The organism is Amycolatopsis sp. TRM77291 (assembly GCF_054166285.1).
In genome coordinates, this window is the sequence record NZ_JBSZHF010000001.1 from 6,543,802 (window position 1) to 6,565,157 (window position 21,356).

The window sequence follows — 21,356 nt, forward strand, 5'->3', positions numbered from 1 at the left end:
GCGCCGTCGATGACACGCCTACTGATCACCAGCCCCGACGCGGCGGCCCACTCCGCCAAGAACGCGCCGACCGCGCCGGGTGTCCCCACCAAGCCAGCACGTGACTCGAAGGGAAATCCGATGGTAGAGGAGCAGTTCGCCGTCTACCTCCGGCAGACGCGTGAACGCGCTGTGCGGCAAATGCAGGCCGCGCAGGACGTCATGGGTGAGTGGCTGGACCTAGTCCGCCAGAGCACCGAAACCCGGCTCGACAGCTTCGAAGCCGAGGACATCACCACCGATCCCGCCTACCGCGAAGCCCTGCGGCTCTACGCCCGTGTGGCCGCCTCGGTCGGCTGGTTCGCCCACCGCGCTCCCGCGATCGAAGCGGGTGAGGGCGAATGAGCCGCCAGTACCCGTGGACGCTGCGGGAGGTTCCGTGGTCGGACGTGCAGGAGTTCACCCGTGGCACGTGTGACGGGCTGCCGCTGCTGTCCTGGGGCATCGCCCCGACCGACAAGCTCGCGACCCGCCGCCAGTTGCGGGCGATGGGGTTGCGTCCGGGTGGTCAGGACCCGGTGGCCGTTCTGTACTTCCGGTGCGCCCGTGCAGGGAAGAAGGTCCACGCGGACCTGTTCCTGATCGACGGTGCGAAGCCGGTGCGGCCGATGACCCCGGCCCGGCAGGCAGCGCTGGACAAGGCGATGGCCGCCCGCCGCACCTGCCGCCAGTGCGGGGAGACCGGATGGGCCGAGCTGCCCAAGGCCGACCGCACCTGTGAGGCGTGCCGGTACCGGGCCGGGCTCGAACCCGATTCCTACCTCCACGACTACGTGGCCGGAACCCCGGTCCTCGCGCCGCACGAACTCGCCGAGGCTCACCGCGGCTTCTCCCCCGCCGGGCTCGCGCCGGTGATCCCGATTCATTCCGCACGGCCCGGCCGTGCCGAGACTCCGAAGGTGGTGGCCTGAATGACCACGCAAACCCTCATGATTCTGGGCGGCCTGGCGCTGGTGGGTGTGTTCAGCGTGTGGCGTGCCGGACGCAAGTCCGCCACCAAGGCACAGAAGGGCGTGCGGGAGGTGACCCGCATGACCGGCAACACCATCCGGCTCATCCTGGCCACAGCCGTCATCGCGTTCGTCCAGTGGCTCGTGGTCGTGAAGATCGGCAACACCACCGCCACCTGGATCGCGCTCATCGTCCCGGCCCTGTTCGCCGCCGCCACCATCGTGCGGCTCATGGCCATCACCGAAGTCGTCACCACCACGCGGGGAGGTCGTCACTGATGGCACGCAAGAAGACCGAGGGCGAACAGATCGGCGACCGCGTAGTCCACACGCTCCTCTCCGGCATGCGCCCCAAAGACCGGCAGGCCGTCCTGGGCGAGCTGACCCCGGCCGAGCGGCAGGAAGTCCTGGAGTCCGAGCTGGACGGCCGCATCGCGCAGTGGGACCAGACGCACGAGACGAAGTGGGGGGAAAGCTGATGACCACCACCGACATCGCCACCGCGCAGGACGCGCGGCACCAGCCGCTCACCGAGGCGGACAAGCTCCGGCAGGACGCCGAGTCAGCCGCGCAGGTCCGCAAGTTGGCCAACCACCCCGACGTGATCGCGCTGCGGGTGGAGAAGGTCCGCACTCAGATCGACGTCCTGTTGTGGGTCGGGATCTTCCTCGGTCTGGCCTTCACGATGGTCAACGTCCAGGCTTTCGCCGCGTCTGGGTCGGCCCCGTGGTCGCTCGGGTGGCTGTCCGCGTGGCTGCTGGACCCGATGGTGTCGCTCGTGCTGGTCGCCGTACTGCGGGCGGAGCAGATCACCGCCCGCTACCAGGTCGAAACCGGGAAGTGGGCACACCGGACGAAGTGGTTCGCGTTCCTGGCCACCTACGTCATGAACACCTGGAAGTCCTGGGTCCACCTCGACGTCGCGGGGGTCGCGCTGCACTCCGTGCCGCCGGTGCTGGTGTTCCTCGCTGCCGAGACCGCGCCCGTCCTGCGGGACAAGCTCACCGAAGCCGTCATGAAGGCCGCAGGACACGCCTTCACCGGCGAGACGAACAACCAGGAGACGGCCCCGGCCGCCGAGGCCACCCCCGCCGAGACCCCGGACGCGGAGGAGCCGTTGCCCACGCCGGCACTCTCCCCGGCCCCGGCTCCGCGCCGCACCACCCGCAAGGCCAAGGCCCCCGCCAGGCAGGGCCGCAAGCTGCGCGGTGACTACCTCGCCGAGGCCCGCGCCGCGTGGGCGCCCGGCATCGAGATCACCCCGGCCTGGGTTCGTGAGGTCTGCCCCGAGGTCTCGCGCGGAACCTCCAAGAACGTCGCCGACGACCTGATCGCCGAAACCGCCACCGCGCCCACCGTCCTGCCGGTGCCCGCCCCGACCACCACCGCCCGCACCGACTCGGAGGAGGCCGCCTGATGTCCACCACCGCCGACCACACCCCCGCATCCGCGAACGGCCCCGAACCCGAGAGGGACGCAACGGTGAACACGCCCAACCCGACCACGGACACCACCTCTGACGAACGCCCGGACGGCCGTGTCGTGAACGGCAACGTGGTGGAGTTCAAGCCGGGCACCGCCCGCACCGCCGAGGAGATCCCGACCCCGCGCGACACCGCCACCGTGGTCCGCTCGAATGTCCTCGACGCAGAGATCGTGGACGAGTCCGAGCCGGGCACGTCCGCCGCGAAGGTGGACCCCAAGGACGTGAAGAAGTCCTGGTGGGAGACCGTGTCCGACGCTAAGGCCCGACCGCTGGTCGCGTCCTGGCTGCTCTCGGCCGAGGAGTTCAAGGCCCGCGCGAAGTTCCTCGTGCAGCTCGCCGGGCACCAGACCGCGTTCCACGCGTTGCGGGTGCCCGTGTACGTCCCGAGCGCGTTGCTCAAGGCGCCGGGTGCGCTGTGCCGGGGCACCGTTCGTGTACACCGCTGGGTGTTCGACGCGGAGTCCAAGCCGGTGCGCATGGACGCCCGGGACCGGGCCGACGTGAACGAGTACATGAGGTTGCGCGAGGCCCGGAACGAGACCGTTCGCCGCCGGTCCGCGCCGGTGATGGTCGGTGTCCTGATGCTCATCGCGATCGTGTACCTAGCGATCACCTACGTCACGCCGTTCTGGAACTGGACCATCCTCATCACCGCCATGACGTTGGTGGGCTGGTTCGGGGCGCCGAAGGACAAGCCCGTCGCCGGGCGCGCCGTCGATTCCGCGAAGGCGCCGAAGCTCACGTCGGCGATGATCGAAGACGCGTTGGGCGCGCTGGGTATCGCGGGGATCAACCAGGCCATCGCGAAGGGCCGGGGCATCGGGTTCCCGTCGCCGATCGTGCGGGACGGGCCGGGCTGGCGCGCGGATATCGACCTGCCGCCGGGCGTCACGGCCGGGGACGTCATCGACCGTCGCGAACGGCTCTCCTCCGGGCTGCGGCGCCAGCTTGGGTGTGTGTGGCCCGAGGGTGACCCGACCATCCACGAAGGCCGCCTGGTGCTCTGGGTGGGCGACAAGGACATGTCCACCACCAAGCAGGCCCCGTGGCCGCTCGCCAAGCCGGGCGCGACGGTGGACCTGTTCAAGCCCCAGCCGTTCGGCACGGACCAGCGCGGCCGCTGGGTGCCCATCACGATGATGTTCGCCTCCGGTGCCATCGGCGCTATCCCCCGCATGGGCAAAACCGTGTCCCTGCGCGAAATCCTGCTCATCGCCGCACTCGACCCGCGTTCGGTGATCTACGCCTACGACCTCAAAGGCACCGGTGACCTGTCCGCGTTGTCGCAGGTCTGCCACGGCTACGGAGTCGGCGACGACCCCGAAGACATCGAGCGCATGGTTGTGGAGATGCGGGAACTCCGCGAAGAACTCCGCCGCCGCGCCAAGGTGATCCGGAACCTGCCCGAGAACGTGTGCCCGGACAACAAGGTCACCCCTGCTCTGGCGTCCCGTAAGGACCTGGGATTGGCGCCCATCATCATCGGTGTCGACGAGTGCCAGGTGTGGTTCGAGCACCCCGAGCACGGCGACGAACTCAAGGAAATCGCTACTGACCTGGTCAAGCGTGGTCCCGCGCTGGGTATTGGGCTGTTCCTGGCCACGCAGCGGCCGGACGCGAAGGCCATCCCGACCGATATTTCGGCGAACCTGTCCATCCGGTACTGCCTGAAAGTCATGGGACAGACCGAAAACGACATGGTCCTCGGAACCAGCCAGTACAAGAACGGCATCCGCGCGACCACCTTTGCCTGGTCCGACAAGGGAATCGGCTACCTCCGAGGAGAAGGCAGCGACGCGCAGATCACGCGCTCTGTCTACCAGGACGGGCCGACGGCCAAACGCATCGCCGCCGGTGCCCGCAAACAGCGCGAAGCCCTCAGCAACATCACCGGCTACGCCGCCGGGGAAGAGGTCGACCTCGACACCGCGCGCCTGGACACCCTCGCGGACGTCCTGGGCGTGTTCGAGAAGGGCGAGGAAAAGCTCTGGTCCGATGTGATCGTGTCCCGGCTCGCCGAGCTGCGCCCGTCGACCTACGGGAAGTGGAACCCGGCCGCCCTGGCCACCGCGCTGAAGCCGGACGGGTGAAGCCCGGACAGGTGTGGGCCACCGACCCCGAAACCGGGAAGGGCAGCAACCGCAACGGCTACACCCGCGACGCCCTCACCAAGGCCCGCAATAACCGAAAGTAACCGGCGAGTGGAGCTAGGGGCGCTCCGCGCTCTAGACCGGAGCGCCCCTAGACCTAGACCCCCACTCTAGAACTCCGCGACTTTCTGACCAGGACTCTAGGGACCTAGACCACCCCTGCGCCGACCAGCGGAAACCCGCGAAAACCCCGGCTAGCCGCCATCGCCACCGGCCCTAGCCCTGGTCGAGCACTGCCAAAACAGGCACACAACGTAACCAACGATGGGACTCTGTTTTGACCACGCACACCACCGGCCGCGCCCTCATCGCCGCCGTCCCGCTCGCCCTCGTCACGCTGTTCGTCACCGGCTGCGAGGTCCCGGCCGCCACCGGAACCCCCGGCACCCTCGACGCCACCACCGTCACCCGGCAGCTCGCCAAGCTCGCCGTGAAGCCCGCCGACACCGGCGCCCACTACAGCCGCGACGACTGGCCCCACTGGGACAGCGTCGGCAAGGGCTGCAACCGCCGCGAAGACACCCTCAAGACACAGGGCCACAACGTCACCACCGGCAAAGGCTGCAAGGTCCTGAGTGGAGAGTGGACCAGCCGCTACGACGGCGTGAAGGTCACCGACCCCGAACGCGTCGATATCGACCACATGGTGCCGCTCGCCGAGACCGCCCGCTCGCACACCCGCGACTGGACCGAGGCCCAGCGCACCCGCTACGCCAACGACCCGGCCGTCCTCGTAGCCGTGTCGGCGAAGTCCAACCGCAGCAAGGGCGACCAGGACCCCGCGAAGTGGCTGCCCGCCAAGGACCAGTGCGGCTACGTCGCGCACTGGGTGCGGGTGAAGACCACCTACCGCATGAGCATCGACCAGGCCGAACACGACGCCATCGCCGCCGTCCTCAAGCGCTGCTGACCGACCGCTGACCTACCGCCCCTGACTGTCCTCTGTGGAAGGTACTTCGATGGACACGGCACACCCGCTCACCAATCCCGAACGCCAGTTCCTCGGCTGCCTCATGTGGCTGTCCGCCGACCAGGCCCGGCGCCTGCTCACCGGGATGCGCGCCGATGACCTGGCCGACCCCATGGCGGCGTTTGTGCTTCAACTGGCCATCGAACTCATCGCCGACGGCCAACCACCGGCACCAGTCGCGCTGTTCGTCCATGCCGTCCGCACTGGCCGCGCCACCGGCGAGCACCGACAACATCGGCTCGGCGGGTGGCTGCGCGAGACCTACAGCGACGTCACACCCGCCCTCGCCGGATGGCTCAAAACCGTGGTCCTGGAAAACGCCTGGCGACGTGCTCTCACCGCTCACGCGCAGCGCCTCATCCAAGCCGCGGAATCAAGCCCCGCCGAGATCGTGCGGGACCTCGCCGACGAGACCACCGCCGAGGAGCTGTGGACCCGCTACCGGGACGCCCTCGGCAGGAATGCCGGCATTCCGAGTCTCGACGCCCACCGAGGAAAGGCCGCCTGATGACCGTGCCCGCGCTGCGGGTGGTGTCGCCTCCCCGTGAGCCGACCGCCACGTCCGCCGATGGCGCCGAAGTCCTGGACCAGATCGGAGAGTTCGTGTCCCGCTTCAACGTCTTCCCCTCCGAGCACTGCGCGCCCATGCTCGCGCTCTGGTACGCCCACACCCACGCCGCCGAACACTTCTACATCACCCCGCGCCTGATCCTGTCCTCCGCCGAGCCCGGTAGCGGGAAGACCCGCGTCCTGGAGGTCGCGCAGTACCTCGTGGCCTCACCGGAGATGACGCTGTCCGCCTCCCCGGCCGCGCTGTTCCGGCTCGTGTCCGCCGCACCGATCACGATCCTGTTCGATGAGGTGGACGCCATCTTCAACCCGAAGAACACCGGCAACACCGAGGACCTGCGCGCACTGCTCAACGCCGGATACAAGCGGTCGGCCACGATCCCGCGCTGTGTCGGCGACGCGAAGGCGATGGCCGTGCAGCGGTTCAAGGTCTATGCCCCCGCCGCGCTCGCTGGGATCGCCGGGCACATGCCCGACACCATCACCACCCGTGCCATCACCGTCCACATGCGACGTCGTGCCCCCGGCGAAACCGTCGAACCCTTCAAAACCCGCCGTGTCGAGACCGAGGCCGAGCCCCTGCGGGACCGCCTCGCCGACTGGGTCCACAGCATCGCCGAACAGGTCGGTGAGGCCGAACCCGAAATGCCCGAGGGCGTCACCGACCGCTCCGCCGAAATCTGGGAACCGCTCCTGGCCCTCGCCGACGCCGCCGGAGGCGAATGGCCCCAGAAGGCCCGCGAAGCCTGCCAGCACTTCGTCACCGCCAACAACCACCGCGCGGGCAGCGTCGGAACCCGCCTGCTCGCAGACCTGCGGACCGTGTTCACCGCGCACCAGGCCGAACGCCTACCCACCACGACCATCCTCGAAGCCCTCCACGCCATGGAAGAGGCACCGTGGGCCGACTACTACGGCAAGCCGTTCGACGCCCGCCACCTGTCCAAGGAACTCGGCCGGTACGGCGTCGAAGTCCACGCCTTCAAACACAACGGCACCACCGCCAAGGGCTACCGCACTACCGGCGAAACCGGCCTCGCCGACGCCTGGACCCGCTACCTCCCGCCACCCGAAACCGGGGATTCCCGGTAACTGCGGTAACCCCGGTAACCGTGCAGGTCAGACGGTTACCGAGCCGAAATCGCTGCGGTAACTGCGGTAACCGGGTTACCGAGGTTACCGAGCCGAAAATCCATCGGTAACCGCCTGACCAGCGAAGTTACCGAGGTTACCGAAGTTACCGACAACACCCGCTCAAGCCGCCAAGGAGACCGCCATGCACGTCGCGCACGCCACCAGCACGCACCACCGCGCGAGGAGAACCCGCCACCATGGCCACCACGAACTGGCTCACAGTCGCCGAGTTTTGCGCCGAGATGAAGATCTCGCGCCGAACCTTCCAGCAATGGCGCGCCACCGGGCGCGGACCTAGCTGCCTGAAACTGCCGAACGGTGATCTCCGTATCCGCCGTTCCGAGTACGAACGCTTTCTGGACATGTGCGAGGAGGCTGCTGCCTGATGGCGACCACCCATGACGTCCGAATCTGGACGCTTTACAAGTACGAGGGCAAGCGGAAGACGACGCACCGAGCCCGCTGGGTTGTTGCCGGTGAAAAGTTTGGCGAAAGCTTCGACACGTTCGCACTCGCCGATAGTTTCCGTTCCAAGCTGCTCACCGCCGCACGTGAGGGAGAAGCGTTCGACACTGAGAGCGGGCTACCGGTCTCGATGCTTCGCGCAACCGAGGTCAAGTCTTGGTTCACGTTCGCTTGCGAGTACGCGGATATGAAGTGGCCAGAGTCGTCGCCCAAGTACCGCGCATCTCTCGCGGAGTCGTTGATGACCATCACTGTTCCCATGCTCAAGGGGAAACCGCCGTGCGACCCCAAGACCCTACGAAAGGCCCTCAAGACCGCCTTCAATGTGAACACACGGAACGCTCCCCAAACAGACGAAGTCCGACAGGCTCTCTCGTTCGCCGCGAAGGCGAGCCGCAATGTCGGCGAGTTGGCGAATGCGGACACGCTGCGCACTGTTCTACGCGCCCTGGATCTCAAGTTGGACGGAAAGAAGGCAGCGACCAACACCGTGCGGCTCCGCCGCGTTGCTCTCGGAAACGCCATCGAGTACGCAATGTCGCCCGAACAGAAGCTTCTGACGGCAAATCCGGTTGAGGACGTGAAAATGAAGAAACGAAAGTTCGTCGTCCACGAGGTAGACCCGAAATCCGTCGTGAATCCGATTCAGGGGCGAATGTTGCTCGAAGCGGTCGGCACGATCGGCAAGCAGGGGCCGCCGCTGGTGGCGTTCTATGGGCTGATGTACTACGCCGCTCTCCGGCCGGAGGAGGTAGCGAACCTGAACAAGGCTGACCTGTCGCTGCCCAAGGAAGGATGGGGAGATCTTCTCCTCAGGAGGGCGCGTCCAGAGATTGGGCAGGAATGGACGGACTCCGGCGAGGCATCCGAAGAGGGGCCGCTCAAGCACCGGGCCGAAGAGGAGGAGCGGACGGTGCCGTGCCCGCCTCAACTCACCGCGCTACTCCACGAGCACCTACGCCAGTTCGGGACCGCGCCGGACGGCAGGCTGTTCCGGGGAGCCCGCGACGGCGGCCGGGTTGGCAGCTCGGTCTACGGCCGGGTGTGGGCGACGGCACGCGAACGGGTCTTCACGGCTGAGGTGGCCGCTGGACCACTGGGGAAACGTCCCTATGACCTCCGCCACGCTGCGGTGTCCACGTGGCTCAACGGCGGTGTGGAGCCCACTCGTGTGGCCAAGTGGGCCGGACACAGCCTCTCCGTGCTGCTGAGGGTCTACGCGAAGTGCCTCGACGGCGGGGAGCAGGCCGCCCGAGACCGCGTGACCAGGGCTCTTGGCGGCGAGTAGCCCGGAAAACTTTGGCGCGTATTTGGCGCGGCCACCCGCTACCAGCCGCGCCGAGCTACACACAACTGCACATAACAAGATCGGCCCCCGGGCCTGGTTTCCCAGGTCAGGGGGCCGATCTGCTGGTGTGGCGAGTGAGGGATTCGAACCCCCGAAGGCAGTGCCGTCTGATTTACAGTCAGATCCCTTTGGCCGCTCGGGCAACTCGCCGTGGCCGGGTGTCCCCGGCCGAGACGAAAGAATACCCAATGCCGTGGCGGGCCGGTCAACCGGGTTCCACAGGGCTAGGGTGGAAGCTCCTGACAAGCGAGTACGAGGTGTGAGAACACGTGGCGGATCCCTCTTTCGACGTGGTGAGCAAGGTCGATCGCCAGGAGGTGGACAACGCCCTGAACCAGGCCAGCAAGGAACTCGGTACACGGTTCGACTTCCGGGGTACCGGGACCAAGATCGACTGGTCCGGTGAGGAGGCGATCGCGATCGAGTCCGAGACCGAGGAGCGGGCGCTGGCGGCGGTCGAGGTGTTCAAGGAGAAGCTGATCAAGCGCGGCATCTCCCTGAAGGCCTTCGAGGCGGGCGAGCCGGCACTGTCCGGCAAGATCTACAAGATCGGCGGCAAGATCCTCCAGGGGATCGCGTCGGACAAGGCGAAGCAGATCGCCAAGTTCATCCGCGACGAGGGCCCCAAGGGGGTCCAGGCGCAGATCCAGGGCGACCAGCTGCGGGTGTCCGGCAAGAAGAAGGACCAGCTGCAGGACGTGATCGCCTTGCTGAAGGGCAAGGACTTCGAGATCGCGCTGCAGTTCACGAACTACCGCTGAGCGCGGTGACGACAAGGCCACCTTCCGCGGAAGGTGGCCTTCGTCATGTCTAGGACGCGGTGACCGTCCAGGTCCCATCGCCTTCCACCGAGACGAAGGCCGGGCCGGACACGGGCACGCTGCCCGTGTAGTCGCCGAGCTGGTTCACGGGAAGTTCCGAGTAGTCGCCGCTATGGACCCACACCGCGACGCGGCCGCTGTTCTTGGTGGTGACGGCGACCGACGTGACGGCCTCGGGCACGGCGAACACCGCTTCGCTCTTGCCCGAGAGGGGCTTGCCCGGCTCCAGGACGGGCAGGCCCCTCTCGTCCGTGATGGTCAGTGTCCAGGCGGCGTTGGCCTTGATGGTGAAGGTCTTCGCCTGGCGGCCGGGCATGTCGTTGATCCACCGCGTGCCCTTGTACGGGCCGATGTCGTTGACGATCAGCTCGTTCTCGGTGTTCACCGCGACGTGACCGGAGCACTTCGGACAGTCGAAGGTCACGAAGCCGAGGCGCGCCGGCCAGGCCATGGGGACCGACGCGTTCCCCTTGCCCGAGTGCTTCTCCTCCGGCTGAGGACCGGGGCTCCGCGTGGTCGTGGGGGCCGGCGAAGGTGCCAGCCCTTCCGGGGCGGCCGCCTGCGGGACGACACGGCCCAGATTCGGCGATGAGCAGGCCACCAGGCCCACGGTCAGCAGCGCAGCCGCGCACAAGCGCCTGATCACGTGTTTCCCCCTAGTCGAACCGTCAACGGATCTTCGCCAGCCGATAGCCCAGCGTTACCGGGCCACTCGGCCGAGCGATTCAGCCCACTCGGAAGTGGGTTTCCGCCGCAACTCCTTCGCGGAAGCCCGAAAGGGACAAAAGCCCGTGTTGTAATCCGGCGATCGCGTTCGAGGAAGGTCACGATGAAGCGCCGTTTCAGCTCCGCACTAGCCTTCGCGCTGTCACTCACGGTGATCGCGTCCCTGTTCACCTCCGCGCAGGCCGCCGAGCGCCAGCAGCTCGTTCCGGGCTACGGCTCGTACCCGCGGCTCATCCGGCTGGAGCATTCCCCGATCGGCCGCGGCCGCATCATCGCGTCGCTGACCAGCGAGGACGCGAACGGCAAGTTCACCCCGATCATGGAGAGCACCGACGAGGGCCAGAGCTTCCACAAGATCGGCGAGATCCGCGATCGCGACGGCCGCCGCGGCATGTGCTGCGGAACGCTGTACGAACTGCCGCAACGGGTCGGCAGGCTCCGCGCGGGCACCCTGCTGTGGGCCGCGAGCTACCGGCAGAACGCCGGTCCGGAGCGGCGCATCGGCATCAGGATCTGGTCCAGCCGCGACGCCGGTCGCACGTGGGGCTTCCTCTCCGAGGCGGCGCGTTCGCACAATCACGACGGCATCTGGGAGCCGGAGTTCGTCGTCGACGCGGGCGGCACACTGTGGCTGCACTACGCCGACGAGACCGAGGCGCCGCAGTTCGCGCAGGTGATGAACCGGGTCGCTTCCACCGACGGGGTGAACTGGGGCACCAAGCAGCGCACGATGGCGATCCCGCCGCATCGGGTGCGGCCGGGGATGCCGATCATCCGCCGTCTCCCCGACCGCCGGTACTACCTGGCCTACGAGATCTGCAACTACCGCGACCGCTTCTGCGACCCGTACTTCAAGATCTCCTCCGACGGCGCCAACTGGGGCGATCCCCTCGACCCCGGTACCCGCGTCACCACCGCGAACGGCAACTACTTCCAGCACGCCCAGACGGTCACGTTGTTCCCCGGCGGCCCGAACGGCGTGCGGCTGGTGATGGTCGGGCAGATCTACACCAACGCCGCCGGGGTCCCGCAGAGCAAGAACGGCAAGGTGCTGCTGGCCAACGACAACTTCGGCGCCGGGCACTGGTACGAACTTCCGGCACCGGTGCACATCACCGGGATCCACGACAACTTCTGCCCCAACTACAGCTCGACGCTGCTGCCGGTCGACGACGGCAAGAACGTGTTGCAGATCTCCACCGAGTACAACGCCGGCTGCAAGGCGTACTTCGCGAAGGGCCCGGCGTTCTGAGCCACCCGGTAGTGTGAGATCCCGAGCGATCGGCTACGAAGCGGGGGCATCGCATGAAGGGCATCGTGCTGGCGGGGGGCAGTGGGACGCGTCTGCATCCCATCACCCAGGCGATATCGAAACAGCTGCTACCGGTCTACGACAAACCGATGATCTACTACCCGATCTCGGTGCTGATGTTCGCCGGGATCCGCGAGATCCTGATCATCTCGACCCCTGTCGACCTGCCGCATTTCCGGCGATTGCTCGGTGACGGCAGCCAGTTCGGGCTCAGTTTCAGCTACGCCGAGCAGGCCGCCCCGAACGGGCTGGCCGAGGCGTTCGTCATCGGCGCGGACTTCATCGGCGACGACGACGTCGCGCTCGTGCTCGGCGACAACATCTTCTACGGCCAGGGGTTCTCCAGCAGGTTGCAGGCCGCGGCGACCGCGCTCGACGGCTGCGTGCTGTTCGGCTACCCGGTCAAGGACCCGCAGCGGTACGGCGTCGGCGAGATCGACGCCGACGGCAAGCTCCTCTCCATCGAGGAGAAACCCGAGAAGCCGAAGTCGAACAAGGCCATCACCGGCCTGTACTTCTACGACAACCAGGTCGTCGAGATCGCCCGTGACCTCAAGCCCTCGCCACGCGGGGAGCTGGAGATCACGGACGTCAACCTCACCTACCTGCGCCAAGACCGCGCGACCCTGATCGACCTGGGCCGGGGGTTCGCCTGGCTCGACACCGGCACGCACGACTCGCTGCTGGAGGCGGGCCAGTTCGTGCAGGTCCTCGAACACCGGACCGGCGTCCGGATCGCCTGTCTCGAAGAAGTCGCGCTGCGTATGGGCTTCATCGACGCGGAGCAGTGCTACGCGCTCGGGGCGAAGCTGGCGAAGTCCGGCTACGGCGAATATCTGATGAACGTCGCGCGCACGCAGGGTGCTACCGGCTGAACAGGTGCTCGCGCAGGGTGTCGCCGGTGTAGTCGGTCCGGAAGACACCCCGTTCCTGCAGCAGCGGCACGACGTCGTCGACGAACGCGTCCAGCCCACCCGGGGTCAGATGCGGCACGAGCACGAAACCGTCGGCGGCGTCGCTCTGGACGTACTCGTCGATCGACTCCGCGACCTGCCGGGCGGTACCGACGAACTGCTGGCGCGCGGTCACCTCGATGACGAGTTCGCGGATGGAGAGCTTCTTCTCCTCCGCGATCGCCCGCCATTTCGCGGCCACGGCGAGGGGATCCTTCTCGTGCCGGACGCGGCCCCAGGTCAGTGGCTCGGCGTCGGGGTCCGGGTCGATCTCGGGGAGCGGGCCGTCGGCGTCGTAGGCGGAGAGGTCGCGGCTCCAGACCTGTTCGAGGAACTGGATCGCGGTCGCCGGGCGCACCTGCTGGTAACGGATCTCGCGGGCGTACTCGTGCGCCTCCTCCTCGGTGTCGCCGAGCACGAATGTCGCCGCGGGCATGATCAGGAGTTCGCCGGGCTCGCGGCCGTAGGCGGGTAGCCGCCGCTTGACGTCGGCGAAGAACTGCTTGCCACTTTCCAGTGAACCGTGGCGGCTGAAGATGACATCGGCGGTCTTTGCGGCGAACTCCCTGCCTTCGTCGGAATCACCCGCCTGGATGACGATCGGCTGCCCCTGCGGGGTCCTCGGGACGGTGAACTCACCGCGGATGTCGAACTGCGGTCCACTGTGGACGAAGCGCTCGATGTCGCGGGCGAAGACGCCGTTCTCCTTGTCCCCCACCAGCGCGTCCGGTGCCCAGCTGTCCCAGAGCTCGCGCACGGTGGCGAGGAATTCCTCCGCGCGGCGGTAGCGGTCTTCGCGTTTCAAGAAGCCACCGCGGCGGAAGTTCTGTCCCGTCCACGCGTCCGGTGAGGTGACGACGTTCCATGCGGCGCGGCCGCCGGAAAGGTGGTCGATGCTCGCGACCTGCCGCGCGACCTCGTACGGCTCGTTGAAGGTCGACGACAGCGTGCCCGCGAGCCCGAGCCGGGTGGTGATCGCCGACAACGCGGCCAGCACGGTGGTGGTGTTCGGCCGCCCGACGACGTCGGAGTCGAGGATCTTGCCCGCGTGTTCGCGCAGGCGCAGGCCTTCGGCGAGGAAGAGGAAGTCGAACTTGCCCCGCTCGGCTGTGCGCGCGAGATGTTCGAAGGACGAAAAGTCGATTTGGCTACCCGAACGCGGATCGCTCCACACGGTCGTGTTGTTGACGCCCGGGAAGTGTGCGGCGAGTTTGACCTGCTTGGGCATCTGTCACGCCTCCGCGTACTGGTTGGCGGCGACCCCGAGGCCGAGATGGTCGCGCAGGGTGGTGCCGGTGTAGGTCTGCCGGAACGCGCCCGCGGCCTGGAGCGCGGGGACGGTCTCGGCGGTGAAGAGCGCCAGGTCGTCGGGCAGGACCGCGGGCAGGATGTGGAAGCCGTCGAGACCGTTGGCTGCCGCGAGGCGGGGCAGCTCGCTCGCGAGGTCGGCGGGAGTGCCGGTGAAGCTCAGGCCGGGCGGGAAGGACGCGTAGGTCTCCAGGGTCCGGCGGCGGTCGAGAGCCGCCTGCTCGGTCTCGGCGAGCACGATCGTCAGCCCGGCCAGGAGTTTGGCGTCCGGGAAACGCTCGCGGGCGCCGCGGGGCTCGTCGATCAGGACGACGTCAGCGCCGTGCGCGTACGGCGAGTCGCCGTACACCGCGACGACGGGGTGGCCCTGCGGTGGGCGCGGCGTGATCGAAGGTCCCTTGATGCTGAAGAAGCGGCCCTCGAAGTCGACGTAATGGAGCTTCTCGCGGTCGATGAAGCGGCCGGTCGGCTCGTCGCGGATGATCGCGTCGTCCTCCCAGCTGTCCCAGAGGCGCGCGATGACGTCGACGACCTCGGCGTTCTCCGCTTCGGCGTCGGCCTCGGTCGGGAGGGTGCGCCTGCCGAAGTGAGCGACCTCGGCTTCGGTGCGCGAAGGCACCGCGAGGACGCCTGCGCGGCCGCGGCTCGCGAAGTCGAGCGAAGCGACGGCCGTCGAGATGTGGAACGGCTCGGTGTGCGTGGTGGTGACCGTCGGAATCAGGCCGATTCGGCTGATCAGCGGGGCTATCGCGGCGAAGGTCAGCAGGGCGTCGAGCCGGCCTCGGACGACGTCCTCGCCGCCGGGCTGGAGCGCGAGGGTGTCGTCGAGGGTGACGAAGTCGAGCGAAGCCGCTTCGGCGAGCTTCGCGTGGGCTAGGTAGTGGGCGGCTGTGAACAAGGCGGCCGGGCGGACGTCGGAGACCCGCCAGGCGGCCGGATGCCGGCCGGCCCCGTCGAGCGCGACCCCGAGGTGCAGCTGCTGTGCGGAACCCATGCCCGGGGAACCCGCGCACTCCTCCCCCGATTCCCGCTCCCATGGGGTGAGACGGCCGGGCCGACCTGCGTTTAGCGGGCTAAACGCGATCCGGCTGGTCAGTGGGGGTGACGGGCCATTTCTTCCAGGCGCTGGATGCGTTCGGCCATGGGCGGGTGGGTCGCGAAGAGCTTCGTGAGGCCGCCGCCCGGCCGGAACGGGTTCGCGATCATCAGGTGTGACTGCGAGACCAGCTTCGGCTCCGGCACGAGCGGCGCCGCGCGCGTCCCCTCGTCGAGCTTCCGCAGCGCCGACGCCAGGCCGAGCGGGTCTCCGGTGAGCTCCGCGCCCGACGCGTCGGCCTGGAACTCCCGCGAGCGGCTCACCCCGAGCTTCACCACCGCGGCCGCGATCGGCCCGATCACGACCAGGAGCAGCCCGACCAGCGGGCTGTCACCGTCCTCGCGGTTGCCGCCGCCGAAGACGCTGGTGAACATCGCGATGTTGGCGATCACACTGATCACGCTCGCCAGCGCGCCCGCGACACACGAGATCAGGATGTCGCGGTTGTAGACGTGGGACAGCTCGTGCCCGAGCACCGCCCGCAGTTCGCGCTCGTCGAGCAGGTCGAGGATGCCGGTGGTGCAGCACACCGCCGCGTGCCGGGGGCTACGGCCGGTGGCGAAGGCGTTCGGCGCCTGCGTGGGGCTGACGTAGAGCCGCGGCATCGGCTGCCGCGCGGTGGTGGCCAGCTCCCGCACGATCCGGTACATCGCCGGGTGCTCGGCCTCCGAAATCGGGCGGGCGTGCATGGCCCGCAGCGCCAGCTTGCCGGAGTTGAAATAGGCGTACGCATTGACCCCGAGCGCCACCACCAGCCCGATGACCAGCGCGCCCCGCCCGAAGAATCCGCTGATCCCGACGATGAGCGCGGACAGCAGGCCAAGCAGGACGACGGTCTTGAGCCCGTTCTGGTGTTTGTGCACGGCGTCCTGCTCCTTCCATTCTCCGGGGTGGGGTTACTCATCGGAAACAACGCGATCGGGGGACGCGAAGTTCCTTCGCGTGCTCGGCTCGCGGGTTATCGTCGAATCTCGGAACGATCATCGGGAGGCGCCTGTGCGAGGACCCGAACTGAGCCGCCGAGCCCTGCTCACGCTGGCCGCGGCCGGCGCCTCCGCGGTCGCCTTCGCGCCGGCCGCCAGAGCCGAAAAAGTGCTTCTCGTCGAGGTCGGAGGCACCCCGGAGGCGGTCGCGGTGAATTCCGTCACCGGCTTCGCGTACGTCTCGGACCCGTCCACCGGCACGATCGTCGTCCTCGACTCGCGGTCCGGCACGGTCGGCGACGTGATCCCGGTCGGCGGCGAACCCGCCGGGCTGGCCGTCGACACCGTGACGAACAGGGTCTTCGTCGCGAACCCTCCCGGCGGGACCGTCCTCGTCCTGGACGGGCGGGCCAACGAAGTCGTCAGCGTGGTGCCCGCCGGCCCCGGCGCGTCCAGTGTCGACGTCGACGCCCAGGCGAACCGCATCTACGCGGCCAGCGCACTCACCGGGACGCTGGCCGTCATCGACGGCGTCGGCTGCCGCCTGCTGGACCTCGTCCCCGGCCCCACTCGGGGGTTGTCGTCGACGGCGGTCGACAGCGGGCGCAAGCTCGCGTACTGCACCAGCACGGCCACCGACTCGCTGGAGATCTTCGACATCGGCGCGGGCAGGTTCACCGGCGGGATCCCGGTCGGCAAGTCACCGACCGGAGTCGCCGTGCACAGCGCGTCCGGGACGGTGTTCGTCGCGAATTCGGCGATCCACCATCTGTCCATCGTGGACACGGCCGCGCGCAAGGAGAAGGCGACCGTGCTGCTGCGCTCGGAATCTTCGGCGCTCGCGGTCCACGAGGGATCGAACACCGTCTACGCCAACGGCGGACCGAACGGTCTCGCCAGGATCGACGGCAGGACCAGCCTGCTCACCGGCGACCTGTCACTCGGCGTGAACCCCGGCGCCGTCGCGATCGACCAGCGCACCAGGACGGTGTACGTCGCGGATCCCTTGCGCGGCAGGGTTTCCCTGATCCGGGACTTCTGACGCCGGAGCGGGCATGATGGCGGGGTGACCGAGTACGAATTGCGCGGCGGGCTGCAACCGGACGTCTCGGCCGTTGCCGCCGTACTGGCGCATCACGGTGTCGAAGGGCCGGACGGAAAGGCGCCCGGCGAGGCGCTGGTCTTCGCCGTGTCCGGCGGGATCGGGGCCGGCTACATCCTGTGGGACTTCGCGCACGAGACGATGTCGACGGTCGTGTTCGGTTTCCGCGCGCGCTGGCAGTATCCGCAGGAAGGGCTCAAGTCCACAGTGGACCGTTTGGGGCTCCGCATCGATCTCCACACCACCGGCGGCAAACGCGCCGCCGCCAAACGGCTCTCCACCGACCTCGAAGCCGGGCGGCCGGTGATCGTCCTCCCCGACCGCGGGTCGCTCGGTTACTGGCACCTGCCGCCGGAGATGTCCGGCGGTGGCGGCCATTTCGTCGTCGCGTACGGCGAAGAGGACGGCCGGGTGCTGGTCGACGACCGGAACCTCGCCCCGCTGACGGTCGACCGGAAGACGTTCGACGCCGCGCGCGCCAGGGTCGGCTCCTACAAGAACCTGCTCGCGACGATCGAGCCCGGCGAGGTCCCCGACTGGCGGACGGCCGTGCGCGACGGGCTGACGGACTGCGTCCGGAACCTCTCGGCACCGTCGAAGTCGTTCTCCCTGCCCGCGTGGGGACGCTGGGCGAAGGCGATGACCGACGAACGTGACCCGAAGGGCTGGCCGCGCGCGTTCGGCGAGCGGCGCGGGCTCGTCGGGGCGCTGTTCAACGTCTGGGAGAGCGTCACCCCGGCCGGGATGGAGGGCGGACATCTGCGTGGGCTGTTCGCCGACGCGCTCACCGAAGCCTCCAGTCTGCTCGAATCGCCGGCGCTGGCCGAACAGGCGTCGACCTGGCGCGGCATCGCCGAACGCTGGGCCGAACTGGCCGAGACGGCCGTCCCGGCGTCGAACGCGGAGTTCGCCTGGGTGCGCGGGCTGGTCAGCGCGGTGTCGGCGGGTGTCCGGGAGGGCGACGCGGGGCAGGACGGCGCCGCGGCGGCCGGTGCGGAAATGTGGAAACTGCGTGCGCACTACAACGACGAAACACCGTTCACCGACGGCGAAGCCCGCGAACTCTTCGGCACGATGAGCGCCCTGATCCGGGACATCCACACCGCCGAGACCGCCGCGATCCGCGAACTCTCCGAAGCCCTGATGGAGTGAACCGGGCCGGTGTCCGTTGCGCCGCGCGGCCGGAACACCGGGCGATCGTTGAAGATCCACTTCGTGCACGCACATCCGCTGGGGACGACCAGTGCGCGTCCCGCTCCCGAGATCCACCTCCACCGCCATCGCCTGCGTGTCGCCGACCTGGACTGTCTCGGCCACGTCGGGAACGTGCGGCTGCTGGAGTACTTCCAGGAAGCCCAGATCGCGTTGCTCGACCCGCGGCGTGAGCACCTGTTCCAGGCCAAGGGACCGGCGTACCTGATCGCGAAGCACAACGTCAGCTACCTGCGCAGGCTGACGTTCCGCGACCATCCGGTCGAGGTGGAGACCGTGGTCGGCCGGATCGGTACCTGCGACGTCGTGGTGAACAGCAGGCTTCGCGACGATCGGGCCGTCTACGCGCGCTGCCGCACCATCTGGGTCGCGTGCATCCTGCCCGAAGGCAGCGCGCGGCGGCTCGACGCGGAGGAACGCGAACGGCTGACGCGATTCAGCGGGGCGATCGACGAGATCTCCTGAATCAGTTTTTAACCGTTTATGCTCCATTTCCCGCGATACCGGAAAACGGCTGGGCCGTTCAGCGGCTGATCATCACGCTTTTCGGCCGGTACCTTCGAAAGACCTCTCTCCCCTGCAGAGCTCCCCGGAGGTATTTCATGCCACGGCCGAAGTCTGTCCGCTTCCTCGCGCCCATGATCGGCGCGATGCTATTGACGAGCGGGGCGGCCGTCGCCGCCCCGGCCGCCGAAGATCCCCAGTTCATCCGTCTGGCCAGCAGGACCTTCGACCCGCTGAGCCAGCGCACGGCGGCGAGCCAGGACTGGAAGGGCGCGTACCTGCTCCAGGTCCGGAGCGCGCTGACCGACGCGCAGCGCGGGAAATTGCGTTCACTCGGCGTGCGGGTCGGGACCTACATTCCCGATTTCGCCTACGTGGTCCGGCTGAAGCCGGAGAACCGCGAATCGGTGGCGGAATTGTCTTTCGTCCGCTGGCTCGGCGAATACCGGCCGGACGACAAGATGGAGATCTCAACGGCCGCGACCGGTAGCCATCTGGTGACATTGGTCGAGCCGGACGCGCGGGACCAGCGCGCTGTGGCCGAGCGGATCCTGCGGATCGGCGGCGGTATCGAGGCGATTTCGCAGAGCGGGCAGCACCTCGTCGCGAAACTCGGTTCCGGGCAGGCCGCCGCCGTGGCGCAGGGGGCGGAGGTGCTCGCGGTCGGCGCGATCACCGCCCCCGAAACCGACATGGCCAACGCCAGGGAGAGCGGGGGCGCGAACTACATCGACAGTGTCGGCGGCTACCGCGGTCAGGGCGTCCGCGGCGAGGTGATGGACGGCGGACTGCGCGTCACGCATCAGGAGTTCAAGGCGCGGCCGACGGTGATGCACGGCTCGAACTCCACCAGCACCAGCCACGGGACCTCGACCTATGGCCAGATCTTCGCGTCGGGCGTGAGCGCGCCGCAGCGTGGCCTGCTGCCCGAGGCCCAGGGGATCTTCGCCACCTACAACAAGCCGGACCGCTACGCCCACACCAAGGAACTGGTCGACCCGGCGGGCAAGTACCGCGCGGTGTTCCAGAGCAACAGCTGGGGCGGCGGGCTGACCACGGCCTACAACTCCGTCTCGGCCGAGCTCGACAAGATCGTCTTCGACCACGACCTGCTGATCTGCCAGTCGCAGAGCAACGCGGGCACCCAGCAGTCGCGGCCGCAGGCCTGGTCGAAGAACGTGCTCTCGGTGGGCGGGCAGTACCACTACAACACGCTGGGCCGCACCGACGACAAGTGGAGCGGCGGCGCCAGCATCGGCCCGGCCGCCGATGGGCGGATCAAACCGGAACTGTCGAACTACTACGACCGGATCGACACCACGTCTTCGAGCAGTGACACCTCGTACACGACGTCGTTCGGCGGCACGAGCGGCGCGACCCCCATCACCTGCGGGAACGCCGGTTTGCTGTTCCAGATGTGGGCCGACGGCGTGTTCGACGGCGGCCCCGGCAAGGCCCGCGACGTCTTCACGAGCCGCCCGCACGCGGCGACCGCGAAGGCGCTGCTGGTCAACGGGGCCGACCAGTTCGCGTTCAGCGGCACGGCGCACGACATGACCAGGACGCATCAGGGCTGGGGCACCGCGAACGTGCGGTACCTGCACGACCAGGCCAAGGCGAACGGGTGGAAGCTGCCGGTGCTGGTGAACGAGACCGACCTGCTGGGCACCGGGCAGTCGAAGAAGTACACGGTCGCGGTGAACGGGACCAAGCAGTTCAAGGCGACGCTGGCCTACACCGACCCGGCGGGTTCGCCGAGCGCGTCGGTCGCCAGGGTCAACGACCTGACGCTGAAGGTCACCGCGCCGAACGGGACCGTCTACTACGGCAACAACGGGCTGAAGGCGGGCAACTTCTCGACCGCGGGCGGGTCGCCGAACACGGTCGACACGGTGGAGAACGTCATCCTGGAGAAGCCGGCCGCGGGTACGTGGACGGTGGAGGTCGTGGCGACGCAGGTGAACGCCGACGGTCACCCGGAGACTTCGGCGACCGATGCGGACTACGCGCTGGTGGTTTCTTGACGGTTTGACGGACGGCGGCTTCGCGTTTAGCGGGCGAAACGCGAAGCCGGCCGGTGGGGCGTGGCGACCGCGTGTCGCGAAAGCCACTTTCGGGACATCAGACGTCGCGAAAGTGGCTTTCGCGACGTCCGCGCCGGTCTCGCGATGGTGTGAGGGCTTCGCGACTTGCGTTTAGCGGGCTAAACGCGATGCGGGTGGGGCGAGAGAGCTCGCGGGTCGCGTTTAGCCCGCTAAACGCGATGCGGGTGGGGCGAGGGACCTTG

At 68.2% G+C, this 21,356-nt stretch carries 22 protein-coding genes and 1 tRNA gene; 18 read left to right on the forward strand and 5 right to left on the reverse strand.

Annotated elements, in window-relative coordinates; genetic code table 11:
* Positions 1 to 9 precede the first annotated feature (9 nt).
* From ACXIZN_RS30310 to ACXIZN_RS30360, 11 genes are all read left to right on the forward strand, one after another.
* Positions 10 to 384: a hypothetical protein gene (locus tag ACXIZN_RS30310; protein ID WP_457958428.1), complete on the forward strand. Its 375-nt coding sequence runs from the start codon at positions 10 to 12 to the stop codon at positions 382 to 384.
* The gene (locus tag ACXIZN_RS30315) at positions 381 to 950 is read left to right on the forward strand and encodes an RRQRL motif-containing zinc-binding protein (RefSeq protein ID WP_457958430.1); all 570 of its coding nucleotides are present in this window, start codon (positions 381 to 383) and stop codon (positions 948 to 950) included. Before ACXIZN_RS30310 ends, ACXIZN_RS30315 begins: the two co-directional genes overlap by 4 nt.
* Positions 951 to 1,268: a hypothetical protein gene (locus tag ACXIZN_RS30320; protein WP_240595877.1), complete on the forward strand. Its 318-nt coding sequence runs from the start codon at positions 951 to 953 to the stop codon at positions 1,266 to 1,268.
* A complete protein-coding gene (locus tag ACXIZN_RS30325; RefSeq protein WP_457958431.1) occupies positions 1,268 to 1,468 on the forward strand; it encodes a hypothetical protein in 201 nt (66 codons plus the stop codon). The genes ACXIZN_RS30320 and ACXIZN_RS30325 overlap by 1 nt, the downstream gene beginning before the upstream one ends.
* Entirely contained in the window at positions 1,468 to 2,406 is a 939-nt protein-coding gene (locus tag ACXIZN_RS30330; RefSeq protein WP_457958433.1) for a hypothetical protein, read from the forward strand. The genes ACXIZN_RS30325 and ACXIZN_RS30330 overlap by 1 nt, the downstream gene beginning before the upstream one ends.
* Entirely contained in the window at positions 2,406 to 4,565 is a 2,160-nt protein-coding gene (locus tag ACXIZN_RS30335) for a cell division protein FtsK (protein WP_457958435.1), read from the forward strand. The genes ACXIZN_RS30330 and ACXIZN_RS30335 overlap by 1 nt, the downstream gene beginning before the upstream one ends.
* Positions 4,566 to 4,902: 337 nt before the next feature.
* A complete protein-coding gene (locus ACXIZN_RS30340; protein ID WP_457958437.1) occupies positions 4,903 to 5,535 on the forward strand; it encodes an HNH endonuclease family protein in 633 nt (210 codons plus the stop codon).
* 49 nt (positions 5,536 to 5,584) lie between these two features.
* Positions 5,585 to 6,103: a hypothetical protein gene (locus ACXIZN_RS30345; RefSeq protein WP_457958439.1), complete on the forward strand. Its 519-nt coding sequence runs from the start codon at positions 5,585 to 5,587 to the stop codon at positions 6,101 to 6,103.
* Positions 6,103 to 7,257 carry a DUF3631 domain-containing protein gene (locus ACXIZN_RS30350; protein ID WP_457958440.1) on the forward strand — a complete coding sequence of 385 codons (1,155 nt, stop codon included), beginning with the start codon at positions 6,103 to 6,105 and terminating at the stop codon, positions 7,255 to 7,257. Before ACXIZN_RS30345 ends, ACXIZN_RS30350 begins: the two co-directional genes overlap by 1 nt.
* 239 nt (positions 7,258 to 7,496) lie before the next feature.
* Positions 7,497 to 7,685 carry a helix-turn-helix transcriptional regulator gene (locus ACXIZN_RS30355; protein WP_240595884.1) on the forward strand — a complete coding sequence of 63 codons (189 nt, stop codon included), beginning with the start codon at positions 7,497 to 7,499 and terminating at the stop codon, positions 7,683 to 7,685.
* Entirely contained in the window at positions 7,685 to 9,052 is a 1,368-nt protein-coding gene (locus tag ACXIZN_RS30360) for a tyrosine-type recombinase/integrase (RefSeq protein ID WP_457958442.1), read from the forward strand. The genes ACXIZN_RS30355 and ACXIZN_RS30360 overlap by 1 nt, the downstream gene beginning before the upstream one ends.
* Positions 9,053 to 9,180: 128 nt before the next feature.
* Here ACXIZN_RS30360 and ACXIZN_RS30365 read toward each other — a convergent pair.
* Positions 9,181 to 9,262 (reverse strand) — tRNA-Tyr (locus tag ACXIZN_RS30365).
* 119 nt (positions 9,263 to 9,381) lie between these two features.
* On the opposite strand from ACXIZN_RS30365, the gene ACXIZN_RS30370 reads away from it, so the two are divergent.
* A complete protein-coding gene (locus ACXIZN_RS30370; RefSeq protein ID WP_016331028.1) occupies positions 9,382 to 9,873 on the forward strand; it encodes a YajQ family cyclic di-GMP-binding protein in 492 nt (163 codons plus the stop codon).
* A 49-nt stretch (positions 9,874 to 9,922) separates the two neighbouring features.
* Here ACXIZN_RS30370 and ACXIZN_RS30375 read toward each other — a convergent pair whose 3' ends face one another.
* The gene (locus ACXIZN_RS30375; RefSeq protein WP_457958444.1) at positions 9,923 to 10,579 is read right to left on the reverse strand and encodes a hypothetical protein; all 657 of its coding nucleotides are present in this window, start codon (positions 10,577 to 10,579) and stop codon (positions 9,923 to 9,925) included.
* A 183-nt stretch (positions 10,580 to 10,762) separates the two neighbouring features.
* On the opposite strand from ACXIZN_RS30375, the gene ACXIZN_RS30380 reads away from it, so the two are divergent.
* Both ACXIZN_RS30380 and rfbA read left to right on the forward strand, forming a co-directional pair.
* On the forward strand, positions 10,763 to 11,911 hold the full coding sequence (locus tag ACXIZN_RS30380; protein ID WP_457958445.1) for a sialidase family protein: 1,149 nt from the start codon (positions 10,763 to 10,765) through the stop codon (positions 11,909 to 11,911).
* Between the two features lie 53 nt (positions 11,912 to 11,964).
* Positions 11,965 to 12,846 carry a glucose-1-phosphate thymidylyltransferase RfbA gene (gene rfbA, locus ACXIZN_RS30385; protein WP_340684806.1) on the forward strand — a complete coding sequence of 294 codons (882 nt, stop codon included), beginning with the start codon at positions 11,965 to 11,967 and terminating at the stop codon, positions 12,844 to 12,846.
* Here the strand turns inward: rfbA and ACXIZN_RS30390 are convergent.
* The 3 genes from ACXIZN_RS30390 to htpX all read right to left on the reverse strand — a co-directional run bounded on the left by ACXIZN_RS30390 (position 12,836) and on the right by htpX (position 16,191).
* On the reverse strand, positions 12,836 to 14,152 hold the full coding sequence (locus ACXIZN_RS30390) for an NtaA/DmoA family FMN-dependent monooxygenase (protein WP_457958447.1): 1,317 nt from the start codon (positions 14,150 to 14,152) through the stop codon (positions 12,836 to 12,838). The genes rfbA and ACXIZN_RS30390 overlap by 11 nt on opposite strands.
* Before the next feature lie 3 nt (positions 14,153 to 14,155).
* A complete protein-coding gene (locus ACXIZN_RS30395) occupies positions 14,156 to 15,226 on the reverse strand; it encodes an LLM class flavin-dependent oxidoreductase (RefSeq protein ID WP_457958448.1) in 1,071 nt (356 codons plus the stop codon).
* Between the two features lie 98 nt (positions 15,227 to 15,324).
* Positions 15,325 to 16,191, reverse strand: coding sequence for a zinc metalloprotease HtpX (gene htpX / locus ACXIZN_RS30400; RefSeq protein WP_457958450.1), 867 nt, complete (start codon positions 16,189 to 16,191; stop codon positions 15,325 to 15,327).
* Positions 16,192 to 16,324: 133 nt separating this feature from the next.
* Between htpX and ACXIZN_RS30405 the strand changes: the two genes are divergently transcribed.
* From ACXIZN_RS30405 to ACXIZN_RS30420, 4 genes are all read left to right on the forward strand, one after another.
* Positions 16,325 to 17,293 carry a YncE family protein gene (locus ACXIZN_RS30405; RefSeq protein WP_457958451.1) on the forward strand — a complete coding sequence of 323 codons (969 nt, stop codon included), beginning with the start codon at positions 16,325 to 16,327 and terminating at the stop codon, positions 17,291 to 17,293.
* 24 nt (positions 17,294 to 17,317) lie between these two features.
* Positions 17,318 to 18,505, forward strand: coding sequence for a BtrH N-terminal domain-containing protein (locus tag ACXIZN_RS30410; protein ID WP_457958453.1), 1,188 nt, complete (start codon positions 17,318 to 17,320; stop codon positions 18,503 to 18,505).
* A gap of 9 nt (positions 18,506 to 18,514) precedes the next feature.
* Positions 18,515 to 19,030, forward strand: a complete 516-nt coding sequence (locus ACXIZN_RS30415) for an acyl-CoA thioesterase (protein WP_457958454.1) — start codon at positions 18,515 to 18,517, stop codon at positions 19,028 to 19,030.
* Between the two features lie 185 nt (positions 19,031 to 19,215).
* A complete protein-coding gene (locus ACXIZN_RS30420; protein ID WP_457958456.1) occupies positions 19,216 to 21,093 on the forward strand; it encodes a S8 family serine peptidase in 1,878 nt (625 codons plus the stop codon).
* The last annotated feature ends 263 nt before the right edge of the window (positions 21,094 to 21,356 follow it).

Coding starts and splice junctions, on each gene's coding strand:
- ACXIZN_RS30390 (WP_457958447.1), bottom strand. CDS start 14,152: ATGCCCAAGCAGGTCAAACTCGCCGCACACTTCCCGGGCGTCAACAAC.
- ACXIZN_RS30330 (WP_457958433.1), top strand. CDS start 1,468: ATGACCACCACCGACATCGCCACCGCGCAGGACGCGCGGCACCAGCCG.
- rfbA (WP_340684806.1), top strand. CDS start 11,965: ATGAAGGGCATCGTGCTGGCGGGGGGCAGTGGGACGCGTCTGCATCCC.
- ACXIZN_RS30395 (WP_457958448.1), bottom strand. CDS start 15,226: ATGGGTTCCGCACAGCAGCTGCACCTCGGGGTCGCGCTCGACGGGGCC.
- ACXIZN_RS30355 (WP_240595884.1), top strand. CDS start 7,497: ATGGCCACCACGAACTGGCTCACAGTCGCCGAGTTTTGCGCCGAGATG.
- ACXIZN_RS30420 (WP_457958456.1), top strand. CDS start 19,216: ATGCTATTGACGAGCGGGGCGGCCGTCGCCGCCCCGGCCGCCGAAGAT.
- ACXIZN_RS30360 (WP_457958442.1), top strand. CDS start 7,685: ATGGCGACCACCCATGACGTCCGAATCTGGACGCTTTACAAGTACGAG.
- ACXIZN_RS30310 (WP_457958428.1), top strand. CDS start 10: ATGACACGCCTACTGATCACCAGCCCCGACGCGGCGGCCCACTCCGCC.
- ACXIZN_RS30325 (WP_457958431.1), top strand. CDS start 1,268: ATGGCACGCAAGAAGACCGAGGGCGAACAGATCGGCGACCGCGTAGTC.
- ACXIZN_RS30345 (WP_457958439.1), top strand. CDS start 5,585: ATGGACACGGCACACCCGCTCACCAATCCCGAACGCCAGTTCCTCGGC.
- ACXIZN_RS30320 (WP_240595877.1), top strand. CDS start 951: ATGACCACGCAAACCCTCATGATTCTGGGCGGCCTGGCGCTGGTGGGT.
- ACXIZN_RS30315 (WP_457958430.1), top strand. CDS start 381: ATGAGCCGCCAGTACCCGTGGACGCTGCGGGAGGTTCCGTGGTCGGAC.
- ACXIZN_RS30350 (WP_457958440.1), top strand. CDS start 6,103: ATGACCGTGCCCGCGCTGCGGGTGGTGTCGCCTCCCCGTGAGCCGACC.
- ACXIZN_RS30380 (WP_457958445.1), top strand. CDS start 10,763: ATGAAGCGCCGTTTCAGCTCCGCACTAGCCTTCGCGCTGTCACTCACG.
- ACXIZN_RS30335 (WP_457958435.1), top strand. CDS start 2,406: ATGTCCACCACCGCCGACCACACCCCCGCATCCGCGAACGGCCCCGAA.